Raw genomic sequence first — 22,070 nt, forward strand, 5'->3', positions numbered from 1 at the left:
TAAATCGCAAGTGCTTCGATCATGTTTAAGATAATGTATCCGCCGACAGAGGCATTTAAATCCTCCGGCAGCTGTCCCTCTCAATTAGATGATGGGGCACAATGATCTTCGTAGCTGGAAGGTTCGGGTTTTCAATATGGCTGATCATCTGCGTAGCTGCCTCCATTCCAAGCTGTCCGGAATTGATATCAATGGAAGTCAGCTGGGGTGAGGTCAGTCTGGCAAACAGTGAGTTGTTAAAGGAAAGAATGGACAGATCTTCCGGTATGGAAATCCCCGCTTCCATGCAGATACGCTCCAGGGAAAGTGCCAGGATGTCATCACTGACCAGCATGGCGGTTGGACGGTCGTTACCTGTAAGCAGTTTCCGAAGCTCCTGAAATTCATTCTGGGATACTCCCGGAACTTCGATACAATATTCTGGCTGTACCGTCAGTCCGTGGTTCAGAAGAGCTGCCATATAGCCTGTTTTTCGGTCTGCGGAAAAGACCAGAGAATTATCGACACCCAGATATGCGATCTTCCGGTGGCCCAGTGCATAGAGATATTCGGTGGCTTCCTGTCCGGCCAGAAGGTTATCGTTATCAATATAGATCGTGTGGTTCGTGTACTGTGCCGGTTTTCCGATAAGGATATAGAGAAGTCCCTCACTGAAAAGAAAATCAATGACAGGGTCGTTCACACGGGAATAAAGAACAATAAATCCATCCACTTTACCACTTCTGGACATGGAACGGACTGCAGTCAGAATCTCTTCTTCATTCTGTCCGGTGACAATGGTGCTGATATACTGATGGGCGTTACAGTAGTGGCTGATTCCACGGATCGCCTCCAGGTAAAAAGAATTCTCATAAGTTTCTTTCGGTGACGGAGGCAGGATAATACCGATGGAGCGGGAAATCTGAGCGGCCAGATTGCTGGCCTGGAAATTCGGCTCATAGCCAAGCTCTGCCATGGCTTTTCGTACACGTTCCTTGGTTTCCTCACTGATGGATGGATTATTCTTGCAGGTTCTGGAAACAGTGGAAGGGGACACCCCGGCCAGAGCTGCCACATCTTTGATGGTTACTGCCATAAAATTTGCCTCCTTATGGATATGCCGGATCAAAGCGGAAGTATGCCTCTGATCCGGCTTTTTTATCTCAGTCTGATAGAGATATTGTAGTTCATAACAAAGATACTGTCAAACATATTGCACGTAAAATTGCATGAAATTGCGTAAAACAGATGCACAGAGAATCAGGTAGTGAGATGCAGACAGATTTCTGCTTGGAATGATGAAAAACTGCACAAAATCAGGATGTAAAAATTGTAAGAAAGGTAGAAAAGACAAAAATGCATTGCACTTCATGCAAAATGGACGTATAATTTACGCAAACGGTTGCGTAAATTATATGAATATGCATCCGTGAGAGGATAATAGATAAGATGCTCTGAGATGCAGGGCTCAACATAAGGAGAGAAAAGATATGGATAAAAGAGCAGCCGGCATTCTGATGCCGATCACAAGCCTGCCGTCAGAGTACGGTATTGGATGTTTTTCAAAAAGCGCCTATGATTTTGTGGATTGGCTGAAGGAAGCAGGACAGAGCTACTGGCAGATCCTTCCGCTGGGCCCTACAAGCTACGGAGATTCTCCGTATCAGTCCTTCTCTACCTTTGCGGGAAATCCGTACTTTATCAGCCTGAAGGCTCTGGTGGAAGAGGGAGTTCTTACAAAAGAGGAATGCGAGAAAGTCAACTGGGGAAAAAGGGCGGACAGCGTAGACTACGAGAAGATTTACAAAGGCCGCTATAAACTTCTCCGCAAAGCATACGAAAACAGCAACATCAGCGAGAATCCGGATTATCAGAGATTCGTGGCGGAAAACAACTGGTGGCTTTCCGACTATGCACTTTTTATGGCTGTGAAAGATCAGTTTGGCGGTGTGGAGTGGACCAAATGGGCGGAGGATATCCGTCTCCGCTGGGAAAACGCTATGGACTATTACCGCAGAGAGCTGTATTTTGACATTGAATTCCAGCAGTATATGCAGTTTAAATTCTATGAACAGTGGATGAAACTGAAAAAATATGCCAATGAAAAAGGTATCCAGATCATTGGGGATATTCCGATCTATGTAGCTATGGACAGTGCGGATACCTGGGCTCATCCGGAGCTTTTCCAGCTGGATGAGGAGAATGTGCCAACAGCTGTAGCCGGATGCCCGCCAGATGGATTTTCCGCAACAGGACAGCTCTGGGGAAATCCTCTGTACCGCTGGGATTATCACAGAAATACAGGATATCAGTGGTGGATCTCCAGACTGAGTTACGTGTTCCGCCTTTATGATGTGGTAAGAATTGACCATTTCCGTGGTTTTGATGAGTATTTTTCCATTCCGTACGGTGCGGAAAATGCCATTGGCGGCCACTGGGAAAAAGGCCCGGGAATCGATCTGTTCCGCAAAGTGGAGCAGGCCCTTGGCTGGAAGCAGGTCATTGCGGAGGATCTTGGTTATGTGACAGATTCTGTTCGCCAGCTTGTCCATGACAGTGGTTTCCCGGGAATGAAAGTCCTTGAGTTTGCTTTTGATTCCAGGGATTCCGGATGTGCCAATGATTACCTTCCGCATAACTATCCGGAGAATAGTGTGGCATACACGGGAACCCACGATAATGAGACTATTGCCGGATGGTGGAAGAGCATTACTGTAAAAGAGCGTAAACTTGCCAGAGATTATCTCTGTGATAACTGGACACCGGATAAAGATCTGTACAAATGTTTTATCAGTCTTGTGATGAGAAGCAGCGCAAAGCTTTGTGTGATCCCCATGCAGGATTACATGGGTCTGGATAACAGCTGCAGAATGAACCAGCCGTCCACAGTAGGAAAGAACTGGAAATGGAGGATCCGCAGGAGAGAGCTGACTGCGAAACTTCAGAAGGAGATCCACGGGATCGCACTTCGCTACGGACGGATGAACTGGTCCGATTAAAAGGAATATTTGTGAGGTATATTCCGTTTAAACGGGACGTAGAGGAAAGTGGAAAGATTTTAGATAGAATCGTGTTTTTTTGTGTGATATAATGCTGTTTCGTGAAGGCAGCTGTCAGTAAAGGGGGAGGCTGACAGCTGCTTTTTTCGTTTATAAAGACGCCGGGATGCAGGTGAGATGTCTGCTTTGCATGCGTCAGATTTTTTTACTAAGGGGAGAATTATGACAGGAAAAACACACGCGGCAGTCGGACTCGGAACAGTGCTGGCAGTTACACAGCCTTCCACTGTTTCCGGTCTGGTACTTGCCGCAGGAACGGGAATGCTTGGAGCACTGATCAGTGACATTGATGTGGGAACTTCCAAGTCCCATAAAGATGCGGATCGGATCACATTGATCGCGGTATTGCTCGTGGCAGCAGAGATCGCACTGAATTATTTTTGCAATTTTTCCATCTGGGAGAAGATCCGCAATGACAAATCCGTGGCACCGGTAGCTATGGGAGTTATTATTTTTATTGCAGTCTGTGCTTTTGGGAAAAATCAGCCGCACCGGTCATTTATGCATTCGATCATGGTTATGGCTATTTTGAGCGGAGCGCTTTCTATGGTATCTGTACAGCTGGTACCTTATTTTGTGGTGGGATTTGCGTCCCATCTGGTACTGGACTGTTTTAACCGGAAACGGGTACGGATCCTGTATCCTCTGCCTGGAGGGATTGCATTGGATTTCTGTAAAGCAGGAGGTTTTGTGGACTCTCTGCTTTTCAAACTGGGCTCTGTGGCGGTAATCTTTGAGATCGTGTATCTGGCTGTGCGGATGGGTGAGAGCTGGAAGTTTTTTCAGATGTAGGATGCATAGAATATCCGCTTGACTGTGCAGGACAATAAAAAAAGAGCAGATTTTCCATTGTGGTGAGTCTTCTTCACTGGACAGGACCAGTGAAGAAGATGTCCGCAAATATGGAAGATCTGCTCTTTTTTATAAATATGTAAGTGAAATTATTTTTTCTTTTTGCAGGCACATGCAGTATAAAGTACGTCTGTGGAAGAGTTCAGCGCTGTCTCGCAGGAATCCTGGATAACACCTACGATGAAACCGACACCAACTACCTGCATGGCAACGTCGTTCGGGATTCCGAAAAGGCTGCAGGCCATCGGGATCAGAAGAAGAGAACCACCGGCAACTCCGGAAGCACCTGCCGCACTTGCAGCAGCCAGGATGCAGAGGATCAGAGCGGTCGGGAAATCTACGCTGATACCAAGGGTATGTGCAGCTGCCAGAGCCATGATGGAGATTGTGATCGCAGCACCACCCATGTTGATGGTCGCACCAAGAGGGATGGAGATGGAGTATGTATCCTCATCAAGTCCAAGGTCTTTACAGAGCTCCATGTTTACCGGAATGTTGGCAGCAGAGCTTCTTGTGAAGAATGCGGTGAGACCACTGTCTTTCAGGCAGCGAAGAACCAGCGGATATGGATTCTGGCGTGTGCAGATAAAAGTAACGATCGGATTCAGTACAAGTGCTACAAACAGCATGGTTCCAACCAGTACACAGATCAGACGGCCATAGCTTAAGAGTACGCCAAGTCCCTGCTCGGAGATGGTTGTGAAGATCAGTCCCATGATACCGAATGGAGCGAGGTTGATGATCCATCTTACTGCTGTGGAAGTTGCCTCGGAAATGTTTTCGATGACGGTCTTGGTTGTTTCACTTGCGGCCTTCAGTGCAATACCGAAGATGATAGCCCATGCGAGGATACCGATATAGTTTGCGTTCACAAGTGCGTCAACCGGGTTGGAAACAATGTTCATCAGAAGGTTTTTAAGAACCTCAGCAACACCGCTTGGCGGGGTGATGTCGGAAGTATTTGTATTCTCGGAAAAAGTCAGCATGATCGGGAACAGACGGCTGGAGATAACAGCTGCCAGTGCTGAGAGTACATTTCCCAGAAGATAAAGTACAACGACGAATTTCATGTTTGTTTTCTGGCCCTTTCCCATATGGCACAGAGAGCTCATTACCAGGAAGAACACCAGGAGCGGAGCAATTCCACGGAGAGCACCGACGAACAGGTCACCGAGAATGGAGATCACAGACGCCTGCGGAATTGCAAGTCCGAGGATGATACCAACGATCAGTCCGCAGATGATACGCTTGATCAGATTGATGCTGTTCCATTTTTGAATCAGGTTTTTCATAACTACTTTCCTCTTTCCTATTGTATGAGTGGGCATTTTACTGCTTTGAAATAGAATATTACTACTGCATCACGTAAAAGCACAATATAGCAATTATATACAATTTTGTCCGCCTTGTAAAGACAAATGTACATAATTGGAGAAAAATATGAAAAAACCCGGCGTAAGGCTGTTCTGCTTACGCCGGGTTATCGTCTTTCAGCAATAAGACTCCGACCATTAAGAGTGGAGATGAATTGCGTTCGTTATGTACGTATTTTTTTGAAGCTGATAGCAAAGAAAAGAGTTTCCGCAAATCCGGTGATCCCCCATGAGAAGATATAAAGAAGATACAGCGCGGATATCGTCTGGAAATGTGCGAACACCGTGTAGATCCAGATGATACGGAATACACAGGATCCCAGGATGACGATAACGGTGGGAGGGATACTTTTTCCGATGCCACGGGAAGCAGCGATGCTGCCATCCATAAAACAGCTGAAGGCATAGCTGAAGCCCATGATCCGGATCCTCTGCATACCTGCATCGATAACAGCCGGTTCTGTAGCAAACAGCGACAGGAACTGCCGGCCAAAGATCAGAAGCAGCCCACCCAAGATCGCGCCGGAAATAAATGCATATGTAATACTGATGCCGTAGGATTTCAGCATTCGTTTTTGGTTTCCGGCACCCCAGTTCTGACCGATGAAGCTTGCACATGCAGTATAGAAAGCAAACATGACGTTATAGATCAGGGAGTCTGCATTTGCAGCGGCGGCATTTCCGGAAACCATGACTGCATCAAAAGAGTTGACACCGGCCTGTACGAACAGATTAGCAATGGCAAAGATACCGTTTTGGAGTCCTGTAGGGATACCCAGGAGCAATACGGCTTTGCAGGCCTTGGGATGAAGGCGGATCTTTCTCAGTGATACTTTGCAGTCATCGGTTCGTCTCAGGAGATGGCTCATAACCAGAAATGCAGATACATACAGGGAGATCGCACTGGCAGTTGCCACACCTGCGGCGGCCATATGGCAGACGATAACAAAAAACAGGTTCAGAAGAACATTGATCACTCCGGCAATGGAAAGATAGATCAGTGGTCGTTTCGTATCGCCGCGGGCACTTAAAACACCGTTACCAAAATTGTATACAGCAATGGCAGGCATGCCCAGAGCGTAAATCTTCATATATAAAACAGCCTGGTCGATCAGTTCCGGCTTTGTGTTCATCATGGCCAGCATCTGTCCGGAAAACAGAAGACAGATGATACAGACCAGAAGACCTGCGATGGCACAGAGAAGAAGGGATGTATGGATCGTTTCTTCCGTGCCTTTTCTGTTTCCGGCGCCAAGTTCGTGGGCTACACGGACGTTGACACCGGCACCCATGCCGATCAGGATTCCGGTAAACAAAGTGACCAGAAGCGTTGTGGAACCCACAGCTCCAAGTGCCAGGTAGTCCGCAAACCGTCCTACAACCGCAACATCGCTTAAGTTAAAAAGAACCTCCAACACCTGGGACCCCATCAAGGGAAGGCTGAAGAGGAGGATATTTTTCCAGAGAGAACCGGAAGTCATCTCTATGGAATGAGTTTTCTTTTTTTCATTTTCACACATAAAATTACCTCATAAAAAGTATATAAAATTCCTTCATCCAGGTTATACAATACTCTGTTGAAAAAGGTTTGTAAAGAGGGGAAAACCGCGTAAAATAAATATTTTTCGGGCAGATTCTACTTGACATATCCGGTGGTTCATCATAAGCTGTTGAGAGATATGGAAAAATCGAAAAGTCTTTGAAAAAAGGGGAAAAATACACATGAATAACTGGGACAATGTACGTCTGGTACCGGAGTTTAATGAGCAGGGTGTTGCCTGCTATCGTCTTGATGGCGGAGATTATGTAAACGAGTATTATATCACTTCAGAGGCAGAGACAAGAAAGCTTCTGAACACACCGGAAGTGGTAGGATATGAGGTATATAACTGTCTGATCCCGTCTACCTGCCAGATGCTTTATTATCTGAAGGAGCAGAAGAAGGTTACCACTGCAAATATTCTTTCTATCTTAAGAGGGGCGCTGAATTATCCTCTTGAGGAAGCCTGTTATAAAGAGCATATCCGTGTTCATGATATCAGCTTTCTTTCCAGCGAGCGTGTTTTTGCGGAAGATGAGATGACAGGGCTTGAGATCAAGTACAGCAAACTGACCATGGTTCCGGACAGTACTCTGATGATCGGTGATATCATCGCAAGTGGTGAAACACTGATCCATTGTCTCCGTTATGTGACTGATTTTTACAGAGAACGTGGGACAAAACTTCGTAATATTATCATCTTTACTATTGGAGGAACCAGGGGAATCGATATTCTTGAGAACCTGACAAAAGAGATCCGCGAGTTCTGGCCGGAGTTTGAAGGATTTATCACGGTATTTTATGAAGGAATTTTTTCCACCTATCAGGATAAAGGCGTTTCCGGGATCAATCTTCCGGATGTCGATTTCTACTGGAAGGGTGGAATCGTTGCACCGGAATTTCGAAGAGAGACACTTTCCATGTGCAGCCCTCTTTTTGAAAAATGTATTATCTACGATGGCGGCGCAAGACGTTATGAGATCCATGAGCATGTAGAGGAAGTCCTGGAATTCTGGGAGGGAATCCTGGAGCGCGCGGACAAGATCGACTTCAAGGAGCTTCTGGATGAGAAACTTGGCTATCCGACACCGATTAGCTACGAAGACTGGCTGGCTCACAACCACTACCAGGAGATCCGCCCTGCCGACACCAAATGGCTCTATCGTCAGGAGCAGGGATATATTGAGAGTATGAAGAACATTACACTGAGGGAACTTGCCGAGCAGAGAATCGGGGAGTTTCGAAGTGCATTGAGGAAATACATTCTGTAACAGTTCAGAGAATAAGACGTATGTAAAGACAGACCGTAGCAAGCTTGCTTGTGTAGGGCTGCCTTTATTTACGTCTATGGGCGGGACGCCCATGAAGTCTGGGAGACGGAGCTGCGAAGCAGCGCAGAGAGAGCGAAGTGAACGGTTCCCAGACTTGCTCTGAACGTACGGAGGAGAAGAGTAGTGTGCGGAACAGACCGGAGCAAGCTTTAATGTAACGCATTCTTATAATCAGAAAATTGCACTGGGAATTGTGGCAGAAGCGAAAGCAGATTATTATGATATGTTTACAAAGTTGAAAACGGAAATAGAATCAAATTGGATTTAACGGCAAAAATAAGATAATCAAAGAAAAGGAGACGATAACATGCCATATATCAAAAACATCGAACACGAAAAAGTAGTAGATCTTGCAGGTGAAGTACAGTACATGCCGGGACAGGTGGTGAGCAAAACTCTGGCGCAGAATGAGGCGGTCAGTGTGACACTTTTTGCTTTTGAGAAAGGTGAGGAGATCGGAACTCATGATTCCAAAGGTGATGCCATGGTGACGGTTCTGGATGGTGTTGGAGAATTTACCGTAGGTGGTGTAAAACATGTCTGCAAAGCAGGCGAAGCTCTGGTAATGCCGGCAACCATTCCTCATGCAGTTTATGCGGTAGAGCGTTTTAAGATGCTTCTGACTGTTGTATTTCCAATCGAGAAATAAAACGGAATAATGAACTGGATAATTATGGATTGAACGTTGCTTTCAGTATGAACAATGGTATAATAAATGATAGCAATGAGACAGTATTTTCAGAAATATTGAAAATATAAAATACAGCAGACCAAGGAGGATCCTGTAACAATGAAAATTGGAAATGATATTTATTATGTAGGTGTAAATGACCATCAGGTAGACCTGTTTGAGGGACAGTACGTAGTACCAAACGGAATGTCCTATAACTCCTACGTGATCAAAGATGAGAAGATCGCAGTTATGGACACAGTAGATACCAACTTTACAGAAGAATGGCTGGGAAAAGTAGCAGAAGTTCTGGATGGCGCGAAACCGGATTATCTGGTAGTTCAGCATATGGAGCCGGACCACGCCGCAAATATTGAGAACTTTATGAAAGCATATCCGGATACAACCGTTGTTGCCAATACTAAAACTTTCACCATGATGGAGAACTTCTTCCGTGGAATGGACCTGGAAGGAAAGAAACATATCGTAGCCAACGGTGACAGCCTGACACTTGGAAAACATGTCCTTACTTTTGTATTTGCACCGATGGTTCACTGGCCGGAGGTTATGGTCACATATGACAGCACAGACAAAGTTCTGTTTTCCGCAGATGGATTCGGTAAATTCGGAGCCCTTGATGTGGAAGAAGACTGGGACTGCGAAGCACGCCGCTACTATATCGGAATCGTTGGAAAATACGGCCCGCAGGTACAGAAGCTTCTCAAAGCAGCTGCAACTCTGGATATTCAGACTATCTGCCCGCTTCATGGACCGATCCTTACCGAGAATCTTGGACACTACCTGGAGAAATACGATATCTGGTCTTCCTACAAGGTAGAGAGTGAAGGCGTAATGATTGCTTACACATCCGTATATGGCCATACAAAGAAAGCAGCAGAACTTCTTGCACAGAAACTGGAAGAAAAAGGCTGCCCGAAGGTTGTTGTCTGCGATCTTGCAAGAGAAGATATGGCAGAAGCAGTGGAGGACGCTTTCCGCTACGGCAAACTGGTACTGGCCAGCATTACATATAACGGAGAGGCTTTCCCGTTCATGAGAACATTCATCGAGAACCTGACAGAGCGTAATTACCAGAACCGTACCATCGGCCTCATCGAGAACGGAAGCTGGGCACCTACCGCAGCTAAAGTCATGAAAGGAATGTTCGAGAAGAGCAAAAACATTACATGGCTTGAGAATAATGTGAAGATTATGTCTTCTCTTAGTGATGAGAATGTAGCAGAGATCGATGCGATGGCAGAGGAACTCTGCAAGTAATTTCTGAATGCCAGGCATATGCAGAAGAAACTGAAGATATAACATAATAAAAAGACGTGAACCCGGATTGATAGGTCCTTTCATTTACTGAGTTGTTAATGAGAGAAATATATCAATCCATAAGGTTACGTCTTTTTTATTTACCGAGCAACAGGAAAAAATTATCTGTGCTTGTATAATTTTAGAAGATGCTACAATAGATTAAGCGGCTCGTGAAAAGGATATTTTCGTAGTTGCCGGCAGATCCTGAATTCTGACCTGAGATTAGAGAAAGGGTCATGCCACAGAATAAGTTACATTCTCTTACACCACATAAATCCATAAGCCGGAAGCGCCACATCCTTAAGCTCCAGAGTCTGGCCTGTGATGAGATCACGGAAGGTTTCTTCTTCCTGCATCCATGCAGTTTTTTCACTGTCACTGAAGTTGAAAATTCCGATAAAACGTTCATTTCCCTTCTGGCGGAGGATGCAGAGAATGCTGTCATCATGAACATCGTATGTATACACATCGCAGTCTTTGTCAAAAACAGATTCCTGGCGGCGGATCTGCTCCATGCGACTCAGTGTCTGGAAGATCTGGCCCTCAACAGAAGTTTTTGATTTCCGTTTTTTCGCGAGATCCCACTGGAAAGCACCGCGGTGGATATAGCGGGAATCCGCTGCTTTATCCGGATCATCTTTATAGGAATAATCATTGAGACGGCCAACTTCATCGGAACTGTAAAGCATTGGGATTCCGGACTGAGTAAGCATATATGCGTGAAGCATCAGATCTTCACGGATACCTCTTTCCAGCTTCTCATCATTTTTTTCAAAAAGTGCAGCCTCGATTCCACACATGGAAGCAGTGGTTCCGCAGAAACGGGCATCCTGAGTTACCGGGTCATCGTTATAAAGCTCTCCGCGGCTGTCGCTTCCCGGATGTTTTCCTGTGAAGAAATCGTTGAGGTAACGCTTGTGGGCCGGCTCGTCCATGCCCCAGTCTTTCAGAGTGGCGAAATCCAGTCCCCAGCCAATGTCATCATGGCAGCGGAGATAATTCAGGAAAGTATACTGCTTCGGAAGGCTGTTCACAATATCCATCTGTTTTTTCAGAAGGCGGATATCACGGGTGGCAATGCTGTTCCAGGTTGTAGCCATTGTTGTTACATTGTAAAGCATATGGCATTCCGGTTTCTCCACGGTTCCAAAGTACGGAACAACTTTTTCCGGTTCCATAACAACCTCCCCCAGAAGAACAACACTGGGGCAGACGATCTCAGCGATCATACGCATCATACGGACGATGGTGTGAACCTGTTTCAGGTTACGGCAAGGAGTTCCCAGCTCTTTCCAGATATACGGAACCGCGTCAATACGGATCACATCCATTCCCTGGTTTGCAAGGAAGAGGAAGTTGTACATCATCTCATTGAAAACACGGGGATTTCCGTAGTTCAGATCCCACTGATAAGGATAAAAAGTAGTCATGACATAATGACCGATATCCGGAAGCCAGGTAAAGTTTCCGGGAGCAGTGGTAGGGAATACCTGCGGTACGGTCTTTTCGTATTCGTCCGGAATCTCGCGGTTGTTGTAAAAGAAGTAACGGCTCATATATTCTCCGTCACCCTGGCGTGCTTTTTTTGCCCACTCGTGATCTTCAGAAGTGTGGTTCATAACAAAATCCATACACAGGTTCATTCCGTTTTTGTGGCATTTGTCAGCAAGGGCGGAAAGATCTTCCATGGTACCAAGATCCGGGCGGACTTTGCGGAAATCCGCAACTGCGTAACCACCGTCGGAACGGCCTTTCGGGGTATCCAGGAAAGGCATCAGATGAAGACAGTTCACGTTGCATTCTTTCAGATATGGAAGTTTTGCGGAAACTCCTTTAATGTTGCCGGCAAAGTTGTCAATATAGAGCATCATGCCAAGCATATCTTTCTGGCGGAACCAGTCCGGATTTTTTTCTCTTTCGAGATCACGGTTTTTAAGAGCCCGGCGGCGTGCTGTAAAATACTGGTACATCTGATCGCAGAGTTCTGCAAACATATCGCCATTGTGATAAAGCTCTGTGTACAGCCATCGAAGCTCGTCGTGATGATGGTTTAAACGTTCCTGAAAAATTTCCTGATCTTTTTTCATGATTTCCTCCCTGAATAGATATTTATAGATGTCGGGAAACCTGTAAAATATTTCCCGGCGGTAATGGTTATCTGACATTTTTCCACAGAATTATAGCATGAAGTTTCCAGTACATGAATATACGGGTTGTTATGGAATATGGAAAAATGTTGTAAGTATTTTCAGTCTCCTGTTGTCTGCCGTCGTATCAGAACAGGAGTGATCTTTTTGTGGATCGGTTTTTGAAGCGGTGCCGGTTTTCTTTTCTTCATTTCGTTCATCTGTTCCACAAGCAGTTCCATGGTAGTCTGTGCGATCACATCAATCTGCTGTCCAATAGTAGTGATCGGGATGATGGACTCCGCAGCAATGGGTGAATTATCGAATCCGATGATCTGATATTCATCCGGCAGACAGTTGTATTTCTGGAAGATCAGATTGAGAAATATATTTGCGTAAGTATCATTGGATAAAAATATGCCTTTTTTCTGACCGGAATATTTACTGTCAATATCCTGAAAGATCACACGCATCTGTTCAAAAAGCTCCTGATAGGAATCACCGGAAACATTAAGGTTCAGTTCATAAGGAACATGATATTCCCGGCATGTTTCCTCAAAGGCACGGATACGGTCATAAGCCGGAATATTCTCAGGTACATGGACATTGATGTGGATTAGTACATCACACTGATTACGTATCAGCAGAGAAGTAGCCTGCATGCTGCCCATGTAATTGTCTGTTGTAACGCTGCATATATGTTCTGCTTCACGTTCAATGGCGATCACAGGAATATTATAGGAAGCCAGTTTTTCAGAGGAAAGAGTATGGCTGAGAACAATAAGTCCTTCAATCTTATAAGCCATCAGCTCGTCCAGATACTGCATTTCTTTCTCTGGGCCGCCATCACTGACAAAAACCAGAAATTTGTAATGATAATCGGAGTAACTTCGAAGAAGCTGTGTCAGCATTTCGGAATAATAATGAAGATAAAGGTTTGGGACAATGATCCCTACAAATTCGCTTTTTCCATTGGCAAGAACCCTGGCAAGCTTGTTTTTTCTGTAGCCGAGCTCATCAAGGGCTTTTGCGATCTTTTCCTGATTTTCCAGGGTCAGAGAATCCGGATGATTGAAATATCTGGAGATCGTAGTCTTGGAAAAACCAGTGTATTCTGCAATATCGGCAAATGTTACCTGCTTTTTAGCCATAAAAAAATATTCTCCTTTTAACAGCAGAAAGTTATGATACGGAATGCAGATGTGATCATATAAGAGAAATCTGCAGACCGTACAAGATAATTGGATTGATGTAATTAAGTATAACAATACAGACGTTAAATAGCAATAAAAAAATAACCAGTTAAGTTACCGGTAACTTTTCTTGAATAAATTAACAAAAAAGGTTGACAGAAGCTATGTCATATAGTAGTATCAAATTATAAAGTAACCGGTTACTTTACCGGTTACTAAACAAGAACGAAAGAACAAAAACGGGAGGAAAAGAGAATGAAAAAAGGTTCTGCGAAAGCTGTTCCGGCAGGAAAAAGAACTGCTGCAGAAAAGCTTCAGTATGTGAAAAAGAACTGGCAGCTGTATGTGTTTTTTCTGCTGCCTGCACTTCTTCTGACGATCATCTTCAAATACGTGCCCATGGGTGGCGTACTGATCGCTTTTGAGGATTACAATGTCATTGATGGTGTATTTGGAAGCAAATGGGTAGGACTGGAATACTTCCGGAGATTTCTGGCATCACCGGATTTTATGAATTATCTTGTGAACACTTTGAAGCTGAGTATTTACGGACTGCTGTGGGGATTTCCGATTCCGATCATCCTGGCACTTCTTCTGAATCAGATCCGGAGAGCCGGGATCAGGAAAAAAATTCAGCTTCTGATCTATGCGCCGAATTTTATTTCCGTTATCGTACTCTGTGGTATGGTTCGTATGTTTCTTTCACCGGTAGGTCCGCTGAATAAACTGATCGGTTCCGATGCCAACTGGATGACTATGCCGGCAGCATTTCGTACCATTTACATAGCCAGCGGAATCTGGCAGACAGCCGGATGGGCATCCATTATGTATACTGCAGCACTTGCCAATGCAAGTAAGGATCTGGAAGAGGCAGCAGTGGTGGATGGAGCAAATATCCTGCAGCAGATCTGGTATGTACAGCTTCCGGCTATTAAAAACATCATTGTGATCCAGTTTATCCTTCAGGCCGGAAATATTATGAGCATTGGTTTTGAAAAAGCATATGCACTGCAGACAGATATGAACCTTCCTGCATCTGAGATTCTTTCTACTTATGTATACAGAATCGGTCTTCTGAATGGAGACTATGGATATTCTACAGCAGTGGGGCTGTTTAATTCAGTGATCAATGTAATTCTTTTGATCTTTGTAAACTGGGTAGTCAAGAAACTGAATGACGGAGAGGGATTATAGGAGGTGCTGTTATGGCAAAAGCAAAGAAAAAGAAATATTCGGCATCTGACAAAGCCATTTTAGGAATCGGATACGTACTTCTGGGTGCATTTGTACTTTCCATTCTGGTTCCGCTTTTATATGTTGTGATCGCATCCTTTATGGATCCGAATGTGCTGAACAGCCAGGGGATCAGCTTTGATGTGCGGAAGTGGACGATCGATGCGTACCGCAGAGTTCTTGAAAATAATATGATCTGGAGAGGCTTTGCAAACTCATTTTTTTATTCCCTGGTGTTTACCATTATTTCAGTTCTGGTAACTCTGCTGGCAGCATATCCAATGTCCAAGAAAGAATTTGTGGGAAGAAATTTCTTCAATGTTATTTTTCTCATTACCATGTTTTTCGGTGGAGGAATGATCCCGACTTTTATCCTGATCAATCAGTTGCATCTGGTAAATACAATCTGGGCAATCCTGCTTCCGGGTGCGTTTAATGTCTGGAACATGATCCTTGCCAGAACCTATTATCAGTCTATCCCCAAGGAACTCAGAGAGGCATCTGCCATTGACGGTGCCACGGAAATCGAGCATTTTTTCAAGATTATGATGCCGGTATGCAAACCGATCATCGCAGTGCTTGCACTGTGGTCCTTTGTAGGAATGTGGAACAGTTATTTTGACGCTATGATTTATTTGAATGATGCGAAACTGCAGCCATTGCAGCTGGTACTTCGTTCCATCCTTGTACAGAATACACCGCAGCCCGGAATGATCGCAGATATCCAGAGTACTGCACAGATGGCAAAGGTAGCGGAACTTCTGAAATATGCTACGATCATTGTATCAAGTTTACCGCTTCTGATCATGTATCCATTCTTCCAGAAATATTTTGACCAGGGCATTATGGTTGGTTCTGTAAAAGGCTGATGACAGGAGGTTGATAATGATGAAAAAAAGAATGAAGGCATTATTGGCAATCGGGCTTTCTGCAATTATAATGGTATGCAGTGCCGGATGTGGAAACGGAAAAGAACACATGAAAGCAGAAACAGATCCGGATATCCCGGTGGAAGATGTGTCCTTTCCTCTGAAAGAAAAAGCAGAGCTGTCTTTTATTACCAGTGCACCTGCAACATCTACACAGGAACCTAATGAAAGAACGATTTTTAAAAGACTGGAAAAGCAGACTAATGTCCACATTGACTGGACCTGTTTTGTATCGGATCAGTTTGATGATAAAAAAAATCTGGCGCTGGCACAGTTCGGAAATCTTCCGGATGGACTTTTTAACGCAGGGATGAGTGATTATGATCTTCTTCGTTATGCCAAACAGGGAATCATTATTCCGGTAGAAAATCTCATTGATAAATACATGCCGAATCTTAAGGCTGTATTTGAAAAATACCCGGAATACAGAACAATGTGTACAGCACCGGACGGACATATTTATTCTTTCCCATGGATCGAGCAGCTTGGTGCGGGGAAAGAAGCCATTCAGGCAATTGGAGATATTCCCTACATTAATAAAAAATGGCTGGATTATCTGAAGCTGGACGTTCCGACTACAACTGAGGAACTGGAACAGGTTCTGGTCGCTTTCCGCGACAATGCAGATAAACTGGAAAAGAAATTCAACATTGAGGGTGGTGTGATCCCGATGTCCTTTATCATCAATAATGGTGATCAGGATCCTGCAATTCTCATCAACGGATTCGGAGAAGGATATGGTGACACCGGTGATCATTTTGCAGTAAAAGATGATGGAACCGTTATTTATACAACTGTACAGGAAGGCTATAAAGAAGGTATTCAGTGGCTCCATCAGCTGGTAGAAGAAAAGCTGGTGGATCCGGAGGCTTTTACCCAGGAATGGTCAACTTATGTTGCAAAAGGTAAGAACCACAGATATGGTCTGTGTTTCACCTGGGATATTGCAAATATTGATAACAATGAAGATTATGTAATGCTCCCGGCGCTGGCCGGTCCGGATGGTCTTGTAAATATCACAAGACAGAATAACAGTGAAACCAGTGGCTTTGACAGAGGACGTTGCGTTCTGACTACAAGCTGTCGGAATACGGCACTGGCAGCAGCATGGATCGATCAGATGTATGCACCGATCCAGTCTCCGCAGAATAACTGGGGTACTTACGGGGAAAAAGATTCATTTAATATCTTTGAGATGTCCGAGAATGCAGAAGGTGGTCAGATGCTGAAACATATGGATCTGGGAGATGCATCTCCGGTAGAGGTTCGTGAAGCACAGTCTGTAAACGGACCGTTGGCAATACTTAACGAGTATTACGATGTATATGTAACAGAGCCGGCAGATGCAAAATGGCGTCTCGACAATATGCATGAAACATATCTTAAGGATATGAACAGTAAATATGTGTATCCGAATGTATTTATGAGTATTGATGATACCAATAAGGTATCTCAGTACGACACAGATATCAAGAAGTATGCGGAACAGAAAAAAGCAGACTGGATCCTGAATGGCGGCATCGATAAAGAATGGGATTCCTATCTGAAAAAGATGGAGCAGTATGGACTGTCTGATTATCTGGCAATCAAACAGAAATATTTTGACCAGTATCAGAAGTCTCTTAGTGAGACAGAGAAATAAAAACAGAAAAAGATACCGGTCAGAAACATAAAAAAGAAAGAGAGAGCAGAGTATGAGTGAAAAACTTGAAAAAGCACGTCTTTATGAAATAGAGGAAGCAAAAAATATCCCGCAGGAAGAGAAACCGGCCTTTCATGTATCTGCACCGGTTGGCTGGATCAATGATCCCAATGGATTTTCTGTTTTTAAAGGAAAGGTACATCTTTTTTACCAGTATCATCCTTACAGCCGTGACTGGGGCCCTATGCACTGGGGCCACAGTGTGACGGAGGATATGATCAGATGGGAGCAGCTTCCTGCAGCGCTTGCACCGGATCAGGAATATGATCGAGAGGGATGCTTTTCCGGAAGTGCTATTGAAGCGGATGGAAAACAGGCTTTGATCTACACAGGAGTTACAACAGAAAAGCTGCCTGATGGAAAAGAAGAAGTCCGGCAGAATCAGTGCCTTGCCTGGGGTGACGGAAAAGATTATGTAAAGGCAGAGAAAAATCCGATAGTCACCGGGGATATGCTTCCGGAGAAATGCAGCAGAGTTGATTTCCGCGATCCGAAGATATGGGAAGATAACGGAATATACTATATGCTCGTAGGATGCCGCAGCGAAGAAATTCCTGGACAGGTAGTTCTGTTTTCCAGTAAAGATCTGAAAGAATGGAAATTTGAAACAATTCTTGCGGAGAACTCCACAGGAGAAATCGGTGTTATGTGGGAATGCCCCGATTTCTTTCCGCTCGGGGATAAACATGTGCTGATCTGTTCTCCGCAGCATATGCGGGCAAAAGGGTATGAGTTTCATAATGGACATAATTCCCTATATTTTACGGGAGATTATGACAGCGAAAAACATACATTTGAAAAAGACGCACCGGTAAGTCTGGACTACGGACTTGATTTTTATGCGCCGCAGACAACCCTTCTTCCAGATGGAAGAAGAGTGATGATCGCCTGGATGAAATCCTGGGATAGCTGTGTGATCAAGGAAAAGCAGAGATGGCAGGGAATGATGACTCTTCCGAGAGAGCTGGAATATCGTGACGGAAAGATCTGGCAGAAGCCGGTCCGAGAAATTGAGAATTATCGGAAAAACCGTTGCTGTTATGAGAATGTAAAAGTGGGTGAGAGCTTAAGCCTTGAAGGCGTCCGTGGCCGAATGATCGATCTGACTGTGGAACTGCAGAACGCAGATGGCATCATGGATGGAAGCAGGAACTCCGGAAATCCAAATCAGGAAGCATTGGATGTGTACAATGAGTTCCGGATCGAGCTTGCACGCAATGAAGAATATACAACGGTCTTTACCTATGATCGAAAAAGACAGATACTGGAGATCGACAGAACCTGGAGCGGGGTGCAGCGTGATGTTGTATGTACAAGAAAGCTCCAGATCACAGATGACAGACAAAATCTGAAGCTGCGTTTTATCCTGGATCGAAGCTCCATAGAGCTTTTTATCAATGATGGAAGCAAAACTGCGACTACCGTGATCCCAACACCAGTGGAAGCAGATGAGATCCTGTTTCACAGTGACGGAAATGCTGTGATCCAGGTTGAGAAATATGATATTGTGTTGTAGAAGCCTCTCAAATATTGACAATTTCTCTATTTTTGTATAACATAGGGGAAGTTGCTTACGCCGGATCAGGAGTTATTCGTATCTCCTGATCCGGCATATATTTACAGGAGAGGAACACAGGAATGTTTTATCAGTTAAAAATCACAAGAAAAGGAACGAAACCGCCGGTATGGAGACGTTGTACTGTTGCGGCTGACGTTACATTTGCAAATATGGCAGCCATGCTTGAAAAACTGGTTCAGTATCCGGCAGGCAGCCTATATGAGATTGAATTTTTTCAGAAAAAAGTACAGATCCGTGAGAACGGTGACGGAGAAGCGAAGAATAATTTCACATTATTAAATGCAGGCGAGACAGAGACTGCAGAGCTTATGGATTCCGAGAAATGGTTTACCTTCCGTCAGTATGGCGCGGATAAGGAAGCTCCGGAATACAGAGTTGATATTGAGAAGAAAGACGAGGGAACAGCAGAAGCTCCTTCTATTGTAAAAGAAGTAAAGGGTGAGGATGATCCGTACTGGACAGAGGCACCGGAGCTGGGATGCACTGCAGCAGTTGAGACAGAGGCGGAAACAGCCAAAGCATCGGAAGACATTGCTGCAACAGTAGCAGCAGTAGAGGCAGCAGCCAGAGCTGCAAAAGCAGATGAGGCAGCCACAGGCAGCAGAAGAAATCCTACAGTAAAAGATTTCCTCATGTCCTATCGTAAAGAAGACCTTCTCAGCATTGCAGGTGAGCTTGGACTTCACTGCAGGGGAATGGAGCAGGAAGAGATCGCCGCAAAGGTTGCCGCAGAGGTTCTTAAACCGGAGGTTATGAAAGCAAGCTTCCTCGTAGCAGACGATCAGGAAGTACTGGCTTTTGAGGCGGCTATTCAGAGAAAATGCTTCCATGTTGCAGAGGATGAGTGGAATACATTAGAGTGGCTGAACGATATGGGCTACCTTGTTTCCTACAGTGATGATTACGCAGAAGTTCCGGCAGAGGTTGCAGCTGTTTACGACCAGATCAATACACCGGAATTCCGGACACTTCGCAGCCAGGTAAACTGGCTGAAGGATTGCCTTATTATGGTAAGCTATCTGTATGTATCTGCACCGGCAAAGACCGTATATGAGATGTTTAAGCAGAGAAAAGGCTTTGACATCGGATATGACAGCTTCATCGAGCTGTATCATACCATTCCGGAGAAGGCCTGTATCTGTGAGCTTGCGGGGGATCAGCTGATCCTGAAATCCGCACTGGTCAATAACATCTACAAGGATATCGAGAGACGTCAGGGTGGACGGAAATTCTATATTCCGTCTGTAGATGAGATCCTGGATTATTCCGAAAACGGGTATCCGACAAAATCTGCTTCTTACCAGAGACTGGGCAGATTCCTGCTGGATGAGATGAAGGTTTCCGATGCAGTGAAGGATCAGGTACTGTTCTTTATTTACAAAGAATGCTCCATGGATGGCAGAATGTCAGCGATCATGGAAAACCTGAACCAGAAGGGGATCCAGTTTAACGATGAGCAGCTTGAGAAATTTACAAAGCTGATCATGGAGGCAAACAATAACACAAGAATGCTGGAATTCCGCGGTTACACACCGAATGAGATCTCAGGAGCAGTATGGCCGTTTGCCACAGGCAAGCCGCACACTGCAATGCCGAACAGCTTTGTGCCGACAGCAATGCCGATGCAGCCGGCATCTGCAAGAAAAATCTACCCGAACGATCCGTGTCCGTGCGGAAGCGGTAAGAAATATAAGAAGTGCTGCGGAAGAAGATAATTCTGCAGAAAATTTACCGTAATTCCGGAGCTGAAAGTTCCCATAGATCGTTGCGGAGCGACTGCGCTCATGAGTGAGCAGCGAACGCGGATGATCTGGTCCGATTTATCGTTTGATGCAGTATCTCCGGAAATACCATACAAATTAATATAAGACAGTTCGTTTGTACCATCCTGTCTATAAATAAAACCAGGGCTGAAGAAGATGTGAGAATCAGGGCAGACTCGTGGCGGGTCTGCCCTTTTTTTACTTTAACTGGATCAAGGCCGGGAATCCCGGCTTTTTTTATTTATGGAAATATTCGGGTGGTGTGACAGATCCAGAAGGAGGAAAAATTTATGTATCAGTTAAAAACAGAAGCAGATTTCGATTCGGCACACTTTCTGTCCGGTTACACCGGCAAATGTTCCAACATCCATGGTCATCGCTGGCATGTGGAGATTGAGATCGAAAGCCGGAAGCTGGAGAAAAACGGTCAGGGGCGAGGGATGCTGGTAGACTTCGGAGATCTGAAAAAGGATCTTCGGGAGCTGGCAGATTCCATGGATCACACGCTGATCTATGAAGAAAATACATTACGTCCGAAAACGCTGGAAGCACTGGATGAGGAAGGCTTTCATCTGGTGAAGGTTCCCTTTCGCCCTACAGCAGAGAATTTTTCAGAATATTTTTTCAGAAAAATGGAAGAAAAGGGCTATCCTGTAAAAAGAGCTGTTGTTTACGAAACACCAAATAACTGTGCAGCTTACCGGGAAACGGAAGAAGAAACGGAGGCGGTATGGCTATGAGTACCTATCAGGTTGTAGAGAAATTTGTCAGCATCAACGGAGAGGGCAGACGGGCAGGAGAGCTTGCCGCTTTTATCCGGTTTAAGGGCTGCAATCTTCAGTGCAGCTATTGTGATACCAGCTGGGCAAATGAGCCGGGATGTGAGAGTGAAAGGCTGACAGAAGAAGAGATCCTTTCCTGGATCCGTGAAACAGGCGTAAAAAATGTGACACTTACAGGCGGGGAACCACTTTTACGGAAAGGCATGGAGGAGCTGATCGAGGCAATCCTGGAGGATCCATTCCGGCGGGTGGAGATTGAGACCAATGGAAGCGTAGATCTGAAGCCTTATCATATATTAAAAAAACGTCCGTCCTTTACCATGGATTATAAAGCACCGGACAGCGGCATGGAAAAAGAGATGCTCCTTTCCAATCTGGAGCTTCTGGGCAGTGAGGATACGCTGAAATTCGTGGTCAGCAGCCGCAGAGATATGGAAAAAGCTCTGGAAATCCTGGAAAAGTACAGGCTGGTCGGAAAAACGGCAGTTTATTTCAGCCCTGTTTTCGGCAGGATCCAGCCGGTGGAGATCGTGGATTTCCTTATGGAAAAAAAGCTCAACGATGTAAAGCTTCAGATCCAGCTTCATAAGGTGATCTGGGACCCGCAGAAACGGGGAGTATGACAGGAAAACATATCAC

Annotated in this window: 16 protein-coding genes and 1 pseudogene; 12 read left to right on the forward strand and 5 right to left on the reverse strand. The window is 44.9% G+C overall.

Translation table 11 applies throughout. The features are described from left to right. Positions 1 to 55: 55 nt before the first annotated feature. Complete coding sequence (locus AC04Q6_RS09060) at positions 56 to 1,075, reverse strand: LacI family DNA-binding transcriptional regulator (RefSeq protein ID WP_021975850.1); 1,020 nt, start codon at positions 1,073 to 1,075, stop codon at positions 56 to 58. A gap of 394 nt (positions 1,076 to 1,469) precedes the next feature. Between AC04Q6_RS09060 and malQ the strand changes: the two genes are divergently transcribed. After that, positions 1,470 to 2,978 carry a 4-alpha-glucanotransferase gene (gene malQ / locus AC04Q6_RS09065; RefSeq protein WP_118063393.1) on the forward strand — a complete coding sequence of 503 codons (1,509 nt, stop codon included), beginning with the start codon at positions 1,470 to 1,472 and terminating at the stop codon, positions 2,976 to 2,978. A gap of 222 nt (positions 2,979 to 3,200) precedes the next feature. After that, positions 3,201 to 3,830, forward strand: a complete 630-nt coding sequence (locus AC04Q6_RS09070; RefSeq protein WP_174088649.1) for a metal-dependent hydrolase — start codon at positions 3,201 to 3,203, stop codon at positions 3,828 to 3,830. 149 nt (positions 3,831 to 3,979) lie between these two features. Here the strand turns inward: AC04Q6_RS09070 and sstT are convergent, their stop codons facing one another. Both sstT and AC04Q6_RS09080 read right to left on the reverse strand, forming a co-directional pair. Continuing rightward, the gene (sstT, locus tag AC04Q6_RS09075; protein WP_021976052.1) at positions 3,980 to 5,182 is read right to left on the reverse strand and encodes a serine/threonine transporter SstT; all 1,203 of its coding nucleotides are present in this window, start codon (positions 5,180 to 5,182) and stop codon (positions 3,980 to 3,982) included. 245 nt (positions 5,183 to 5,427) lie between these two features. After that, the gene (locus AC04Q6_RS09080) at positions 5,428 to 6,783 is read right to left on the reverse strand and encodes an MATE family efflux transporter (RefSeq protein ID WP_476389649.1); all 1,356 of its coding nucleotides are present in this window, start codon (positions 6,781 to 6,783) and stop codon (positions 5,428 to 5,430) included. Positions 6,784 to 6,985: 202 nt separating this feature from the next. On the opposite strand from AC04Q6_RS09080, the gene AC04Q6_RS09085 reads away from it, so the two are divergent. From AC04Q6_RS09085 to AC04Q6_RS09095, 3 genes and pseudogenes are all read left to right on the forward strand, one after another. Then, positions 6,986 to 8,074, forward strand: coding sequence for a hypothetical protein (locus tag AC04Q6_RS09085; protein WP_021976050.1), 1,089 nt, complete (start codon positions 6,986 to 6,988; stop codon positions 8,072 to 8,074). Positions 8,075 to 8,441: 367 nt separating this feature from the next. After that, complete coding sequence (locus AC04Q6_RS09090; RefSeq protein WP_021976049.1) at positions 8,442 to 8,783, forward strand: cupin domain-containing protein; 342 nt, start codon at positions 8,442 to 8,444, stop codon at positions 8,781 to 8,783. Between the two features lie 141 nt (positions 8,784 to 8,924). Then, positions 8,925 to 10,079, forward strand: a pseudogene (locus AC04Q6_RS09095) (FprA family A-type flavoprotein); the annotation flags it as partial. Between the two features lie 296 nt (positions 10,080 to 10,375). Here the strand turns inward: AC04Q6_RS09095 and AC04Q6_RS09100 are convergent. Continuing rightward, positions 10,376 to 12,211 carry an alpha-amylase family glycosyl hydrolase gene (locus AC04Q6_RS09100; RefSeq protein ID WP_476389650.1) on the reverse strand — a complete coding sequence of 612 codons (1,836 nt, stop codon included), beginning with the start codon at positions 12,209 to 12,211 and terminating at the stop codon, positions 10,376 to 10,378. A gap of 161 nt (positions 12,212 to 12,372) precedes the next feature. Continuing rightward, positions 12,373 to 13,401 (reverse strand): LacI family DNA-binding transcriptional regulator, encoded by a 1,029-nt coding sequence (locus tag AC04Q6_RS09105; protein ID WP_015526650.1) that lies wholly within the window; start codon positions 13,399 to 13,401, stop codon positions 12,373 to 12,375. A gap of 297 nt (positions 13,402 to 13,698) precedes the next feature. Between AC04Q6_RS09105 and AC04Q6_RS09110 the strand changes: the two genes are divergently transcribed. From AC04Q6_RS09110 to queE, 7 genes are all read left to right on the forward strand, one after another. Next, positions 13,699 to 14,637: an ABC transporter permease gene (locus AC04Q6_RS09110; RefSeq protein WP_015526649.1), complete on the forward strand. Its 939-nt coding sequence runs from the start codon at positions 13,699 to 13,701 to the stop codon at positions 14,635 to 14,637. 11 nt (positions 14,638 to 14,648) lie between these two features. Then, positions 14,649 to 15,545 (forward strand): carbohydrate ABC transporter permease, encoded by an 897-nt coding sequence (locus AC04Q6_RS09115; protein ID WP_015526648.1) that lies wholly within the window; start codon positions 14,649 to 14,651, stop codon positions 15,543 to 15,545. A gap of 70 nt (positions 15,546 to 15,615) precedes the next feature. Beyond that, the gene (locus AC04Q6_RS09120; RefSeq protein ID WP_412667932.1) at positions 15,616 to 17,247 is read left to right on the forward strand and encodes a type 2 periplasmic-binding domain-containing protein; all 1,632 of its coding nucleotides are present in this window, start codon (positions 15,616 to 15,618) and stop codon (positions 17,245 to 17,247) included. Positions 17,248 to 17,299: 52 nt separating this feature from the next. Beyond that, the gene (locus tag AC04Q6_RS09125; protein ID WP_021976188.1) at positions 17,300 to 18,823 is read left to right on the forward strand and encodes a glycoside hydrolase family 32 protein; all 1,524 of its coding nucleotides are present in this window, start codon (positions 17,300 to 17,302) and stop codon (positions 18,821 to 18,823) included. Positions 18,824 to 18,945: 122 nt separating this feature from the next. Beyond that, positions 18,946 to 20,601, forward strand: a complete 1,656-nt coding sequence (locus AC04Q6_RS09130; protein WP_059086408.1) for a YecA family protein — start codon at positions 18,946 to 18,948, stop codon at positions 20,599 to 20,601. Between the two features lie 338 nt (positions 20,602 to 20,939). Then, positions 20,940 to 21,389 (forward strand): 6-carboxytetrahydropterin synthase QueD, encoded by a 450-nt coding sequence (gene queD, locus AC04Q6_RS09135; protein ID WP_021976186.1) that lies wholly within the window; start codon positions 20,940 to 20,942, stop codon positions 21,387 to 21,389. Next, positions 21,386 to 22,054: a putative 7-carboxy-7-deazaguanine synthase QueE gene (gene queE, locus AC04Q6_RS09140; protein ID WP_021976185.1), complete on the forward strand. Its 669-nt coding sequence runs from the start codon at positions 21,386 to 21,388 to the stop codon at positions 22,052 to 22,054. Before queD ends, queE begins: the two co-directional genes overlap by 4 nt. Positions 22,055 to 22,070 lie beyond the last annotated feature (16 nt).

This window comes from Blautia sp. HA9023 (genome assembly GCF_056504095.1).

Coding starts and splice junctions, on each gene's coding strand:
- AC04Q6_RS09130 (WP_059086408.1), top strand. CDS start 18,946: ATGTTTTATCAGTTAAAAATCACAAGAAAAGGAACGAAACCGCCGGTA.
- sstT (WP_021976052.1), bottom strand. CDS start 5,182: ATGAAAAACCTGATTCAAAAATGGAACAGCATCAATCTGATCAAGCGT.
- AC04Q6_RS09085 (WP_021976050.1), top strand. CDS start 6,986: ATGAATAACTGGGACAATGTACGTCTGGTACCGGAGTTTAATGAGCAG.
- queE (WP_021976185.1), top strand. CDS start 21,386: ATGAGTACCTATCAGGTTGTAGAGAAATTTGTCAGCATCAACGGAGAG.
- queD (WP_021976186.1), top strand. CDS start 20,940: ATGTATCAGTTAAAAACAGAAGCAGATTTCGATTCGGCACACTTTCTG.
- AC04Q6_RS09080 (WP_476389649.1), bottom strand. CDS start 6,783: ATGTGTGAAAATGAAAAAAAGAAAACTCATTCCATAGAGATGACTTCC.
- AC04Q6_RS09115 (WP_015526648.1), top strand. CDS start 14,649: ATGGCAAAAGCAAAGAAAAAGAAATATTCGGCATCTGACAAAGCCATT.
- AC04Q6_RS09105 (WP_015526650.1), bottom strand. CDS start 13,401: ATGGCTAAAAAGCAGGTAACATTTGCCGATATTGCAGAATACACTGGT.
- AC04Q6_RS09110 (WP_015526649.1), top strand. CDS start 13,699: ATGAAAAAAGGTTCTGCGAAAGCTGTTCCGGCAGGAAAAAGAACTGCT.
- malQ (WP_118063393.1), top strand. CDS start 1,470: ATGGATAAAAGAGCAGCCGGCATTCTGATGCCGATCACAAGCCTGCCG.
- AC04Q6_RS09070 (WP_174088649.1), top strand. CDS start 3,201: ATGACAGGAAAAACACACGCGGCAGTCGGACTCGGAACAGTGCTGGCA.
- AC04Q6_RS09125 (WP_021976188.1), top strand. CDS start 17,300: ATGAGTGAAAAACTTGAAAAAGCACGTCTTTATGAAATAGAGGAAGCA.
- AC04Q6_RS09120 (WP_412667932.1), top strand. CDS start 15,616: ATGGTATGCAGTGCCGGATGTGGAAACGGAAAAGAACACATGAAAGCA.
- AC04Q6_RS09090 (WP_021976049.1), top strand. CDS start 8,442: ATGCCATATATCAAAAACATCGAACACGAAAAAGTAGTAGATCTTGCA.
- AC04Q6_RS09060 (WP_021975850.1), bottom strand. CDS start 1,075: ATGGCAGTAACCATCAAAGATGTGGCAGCTCTGGCCGGGGTGTCCCCT.
- AC04Q6_RS09100 (WP_476389650.1), bottom strand. CDS start 12,211: ATGAAAAAAGATCAGGAAATTTTTCAGGAACGTTTAAACCATCATCAC.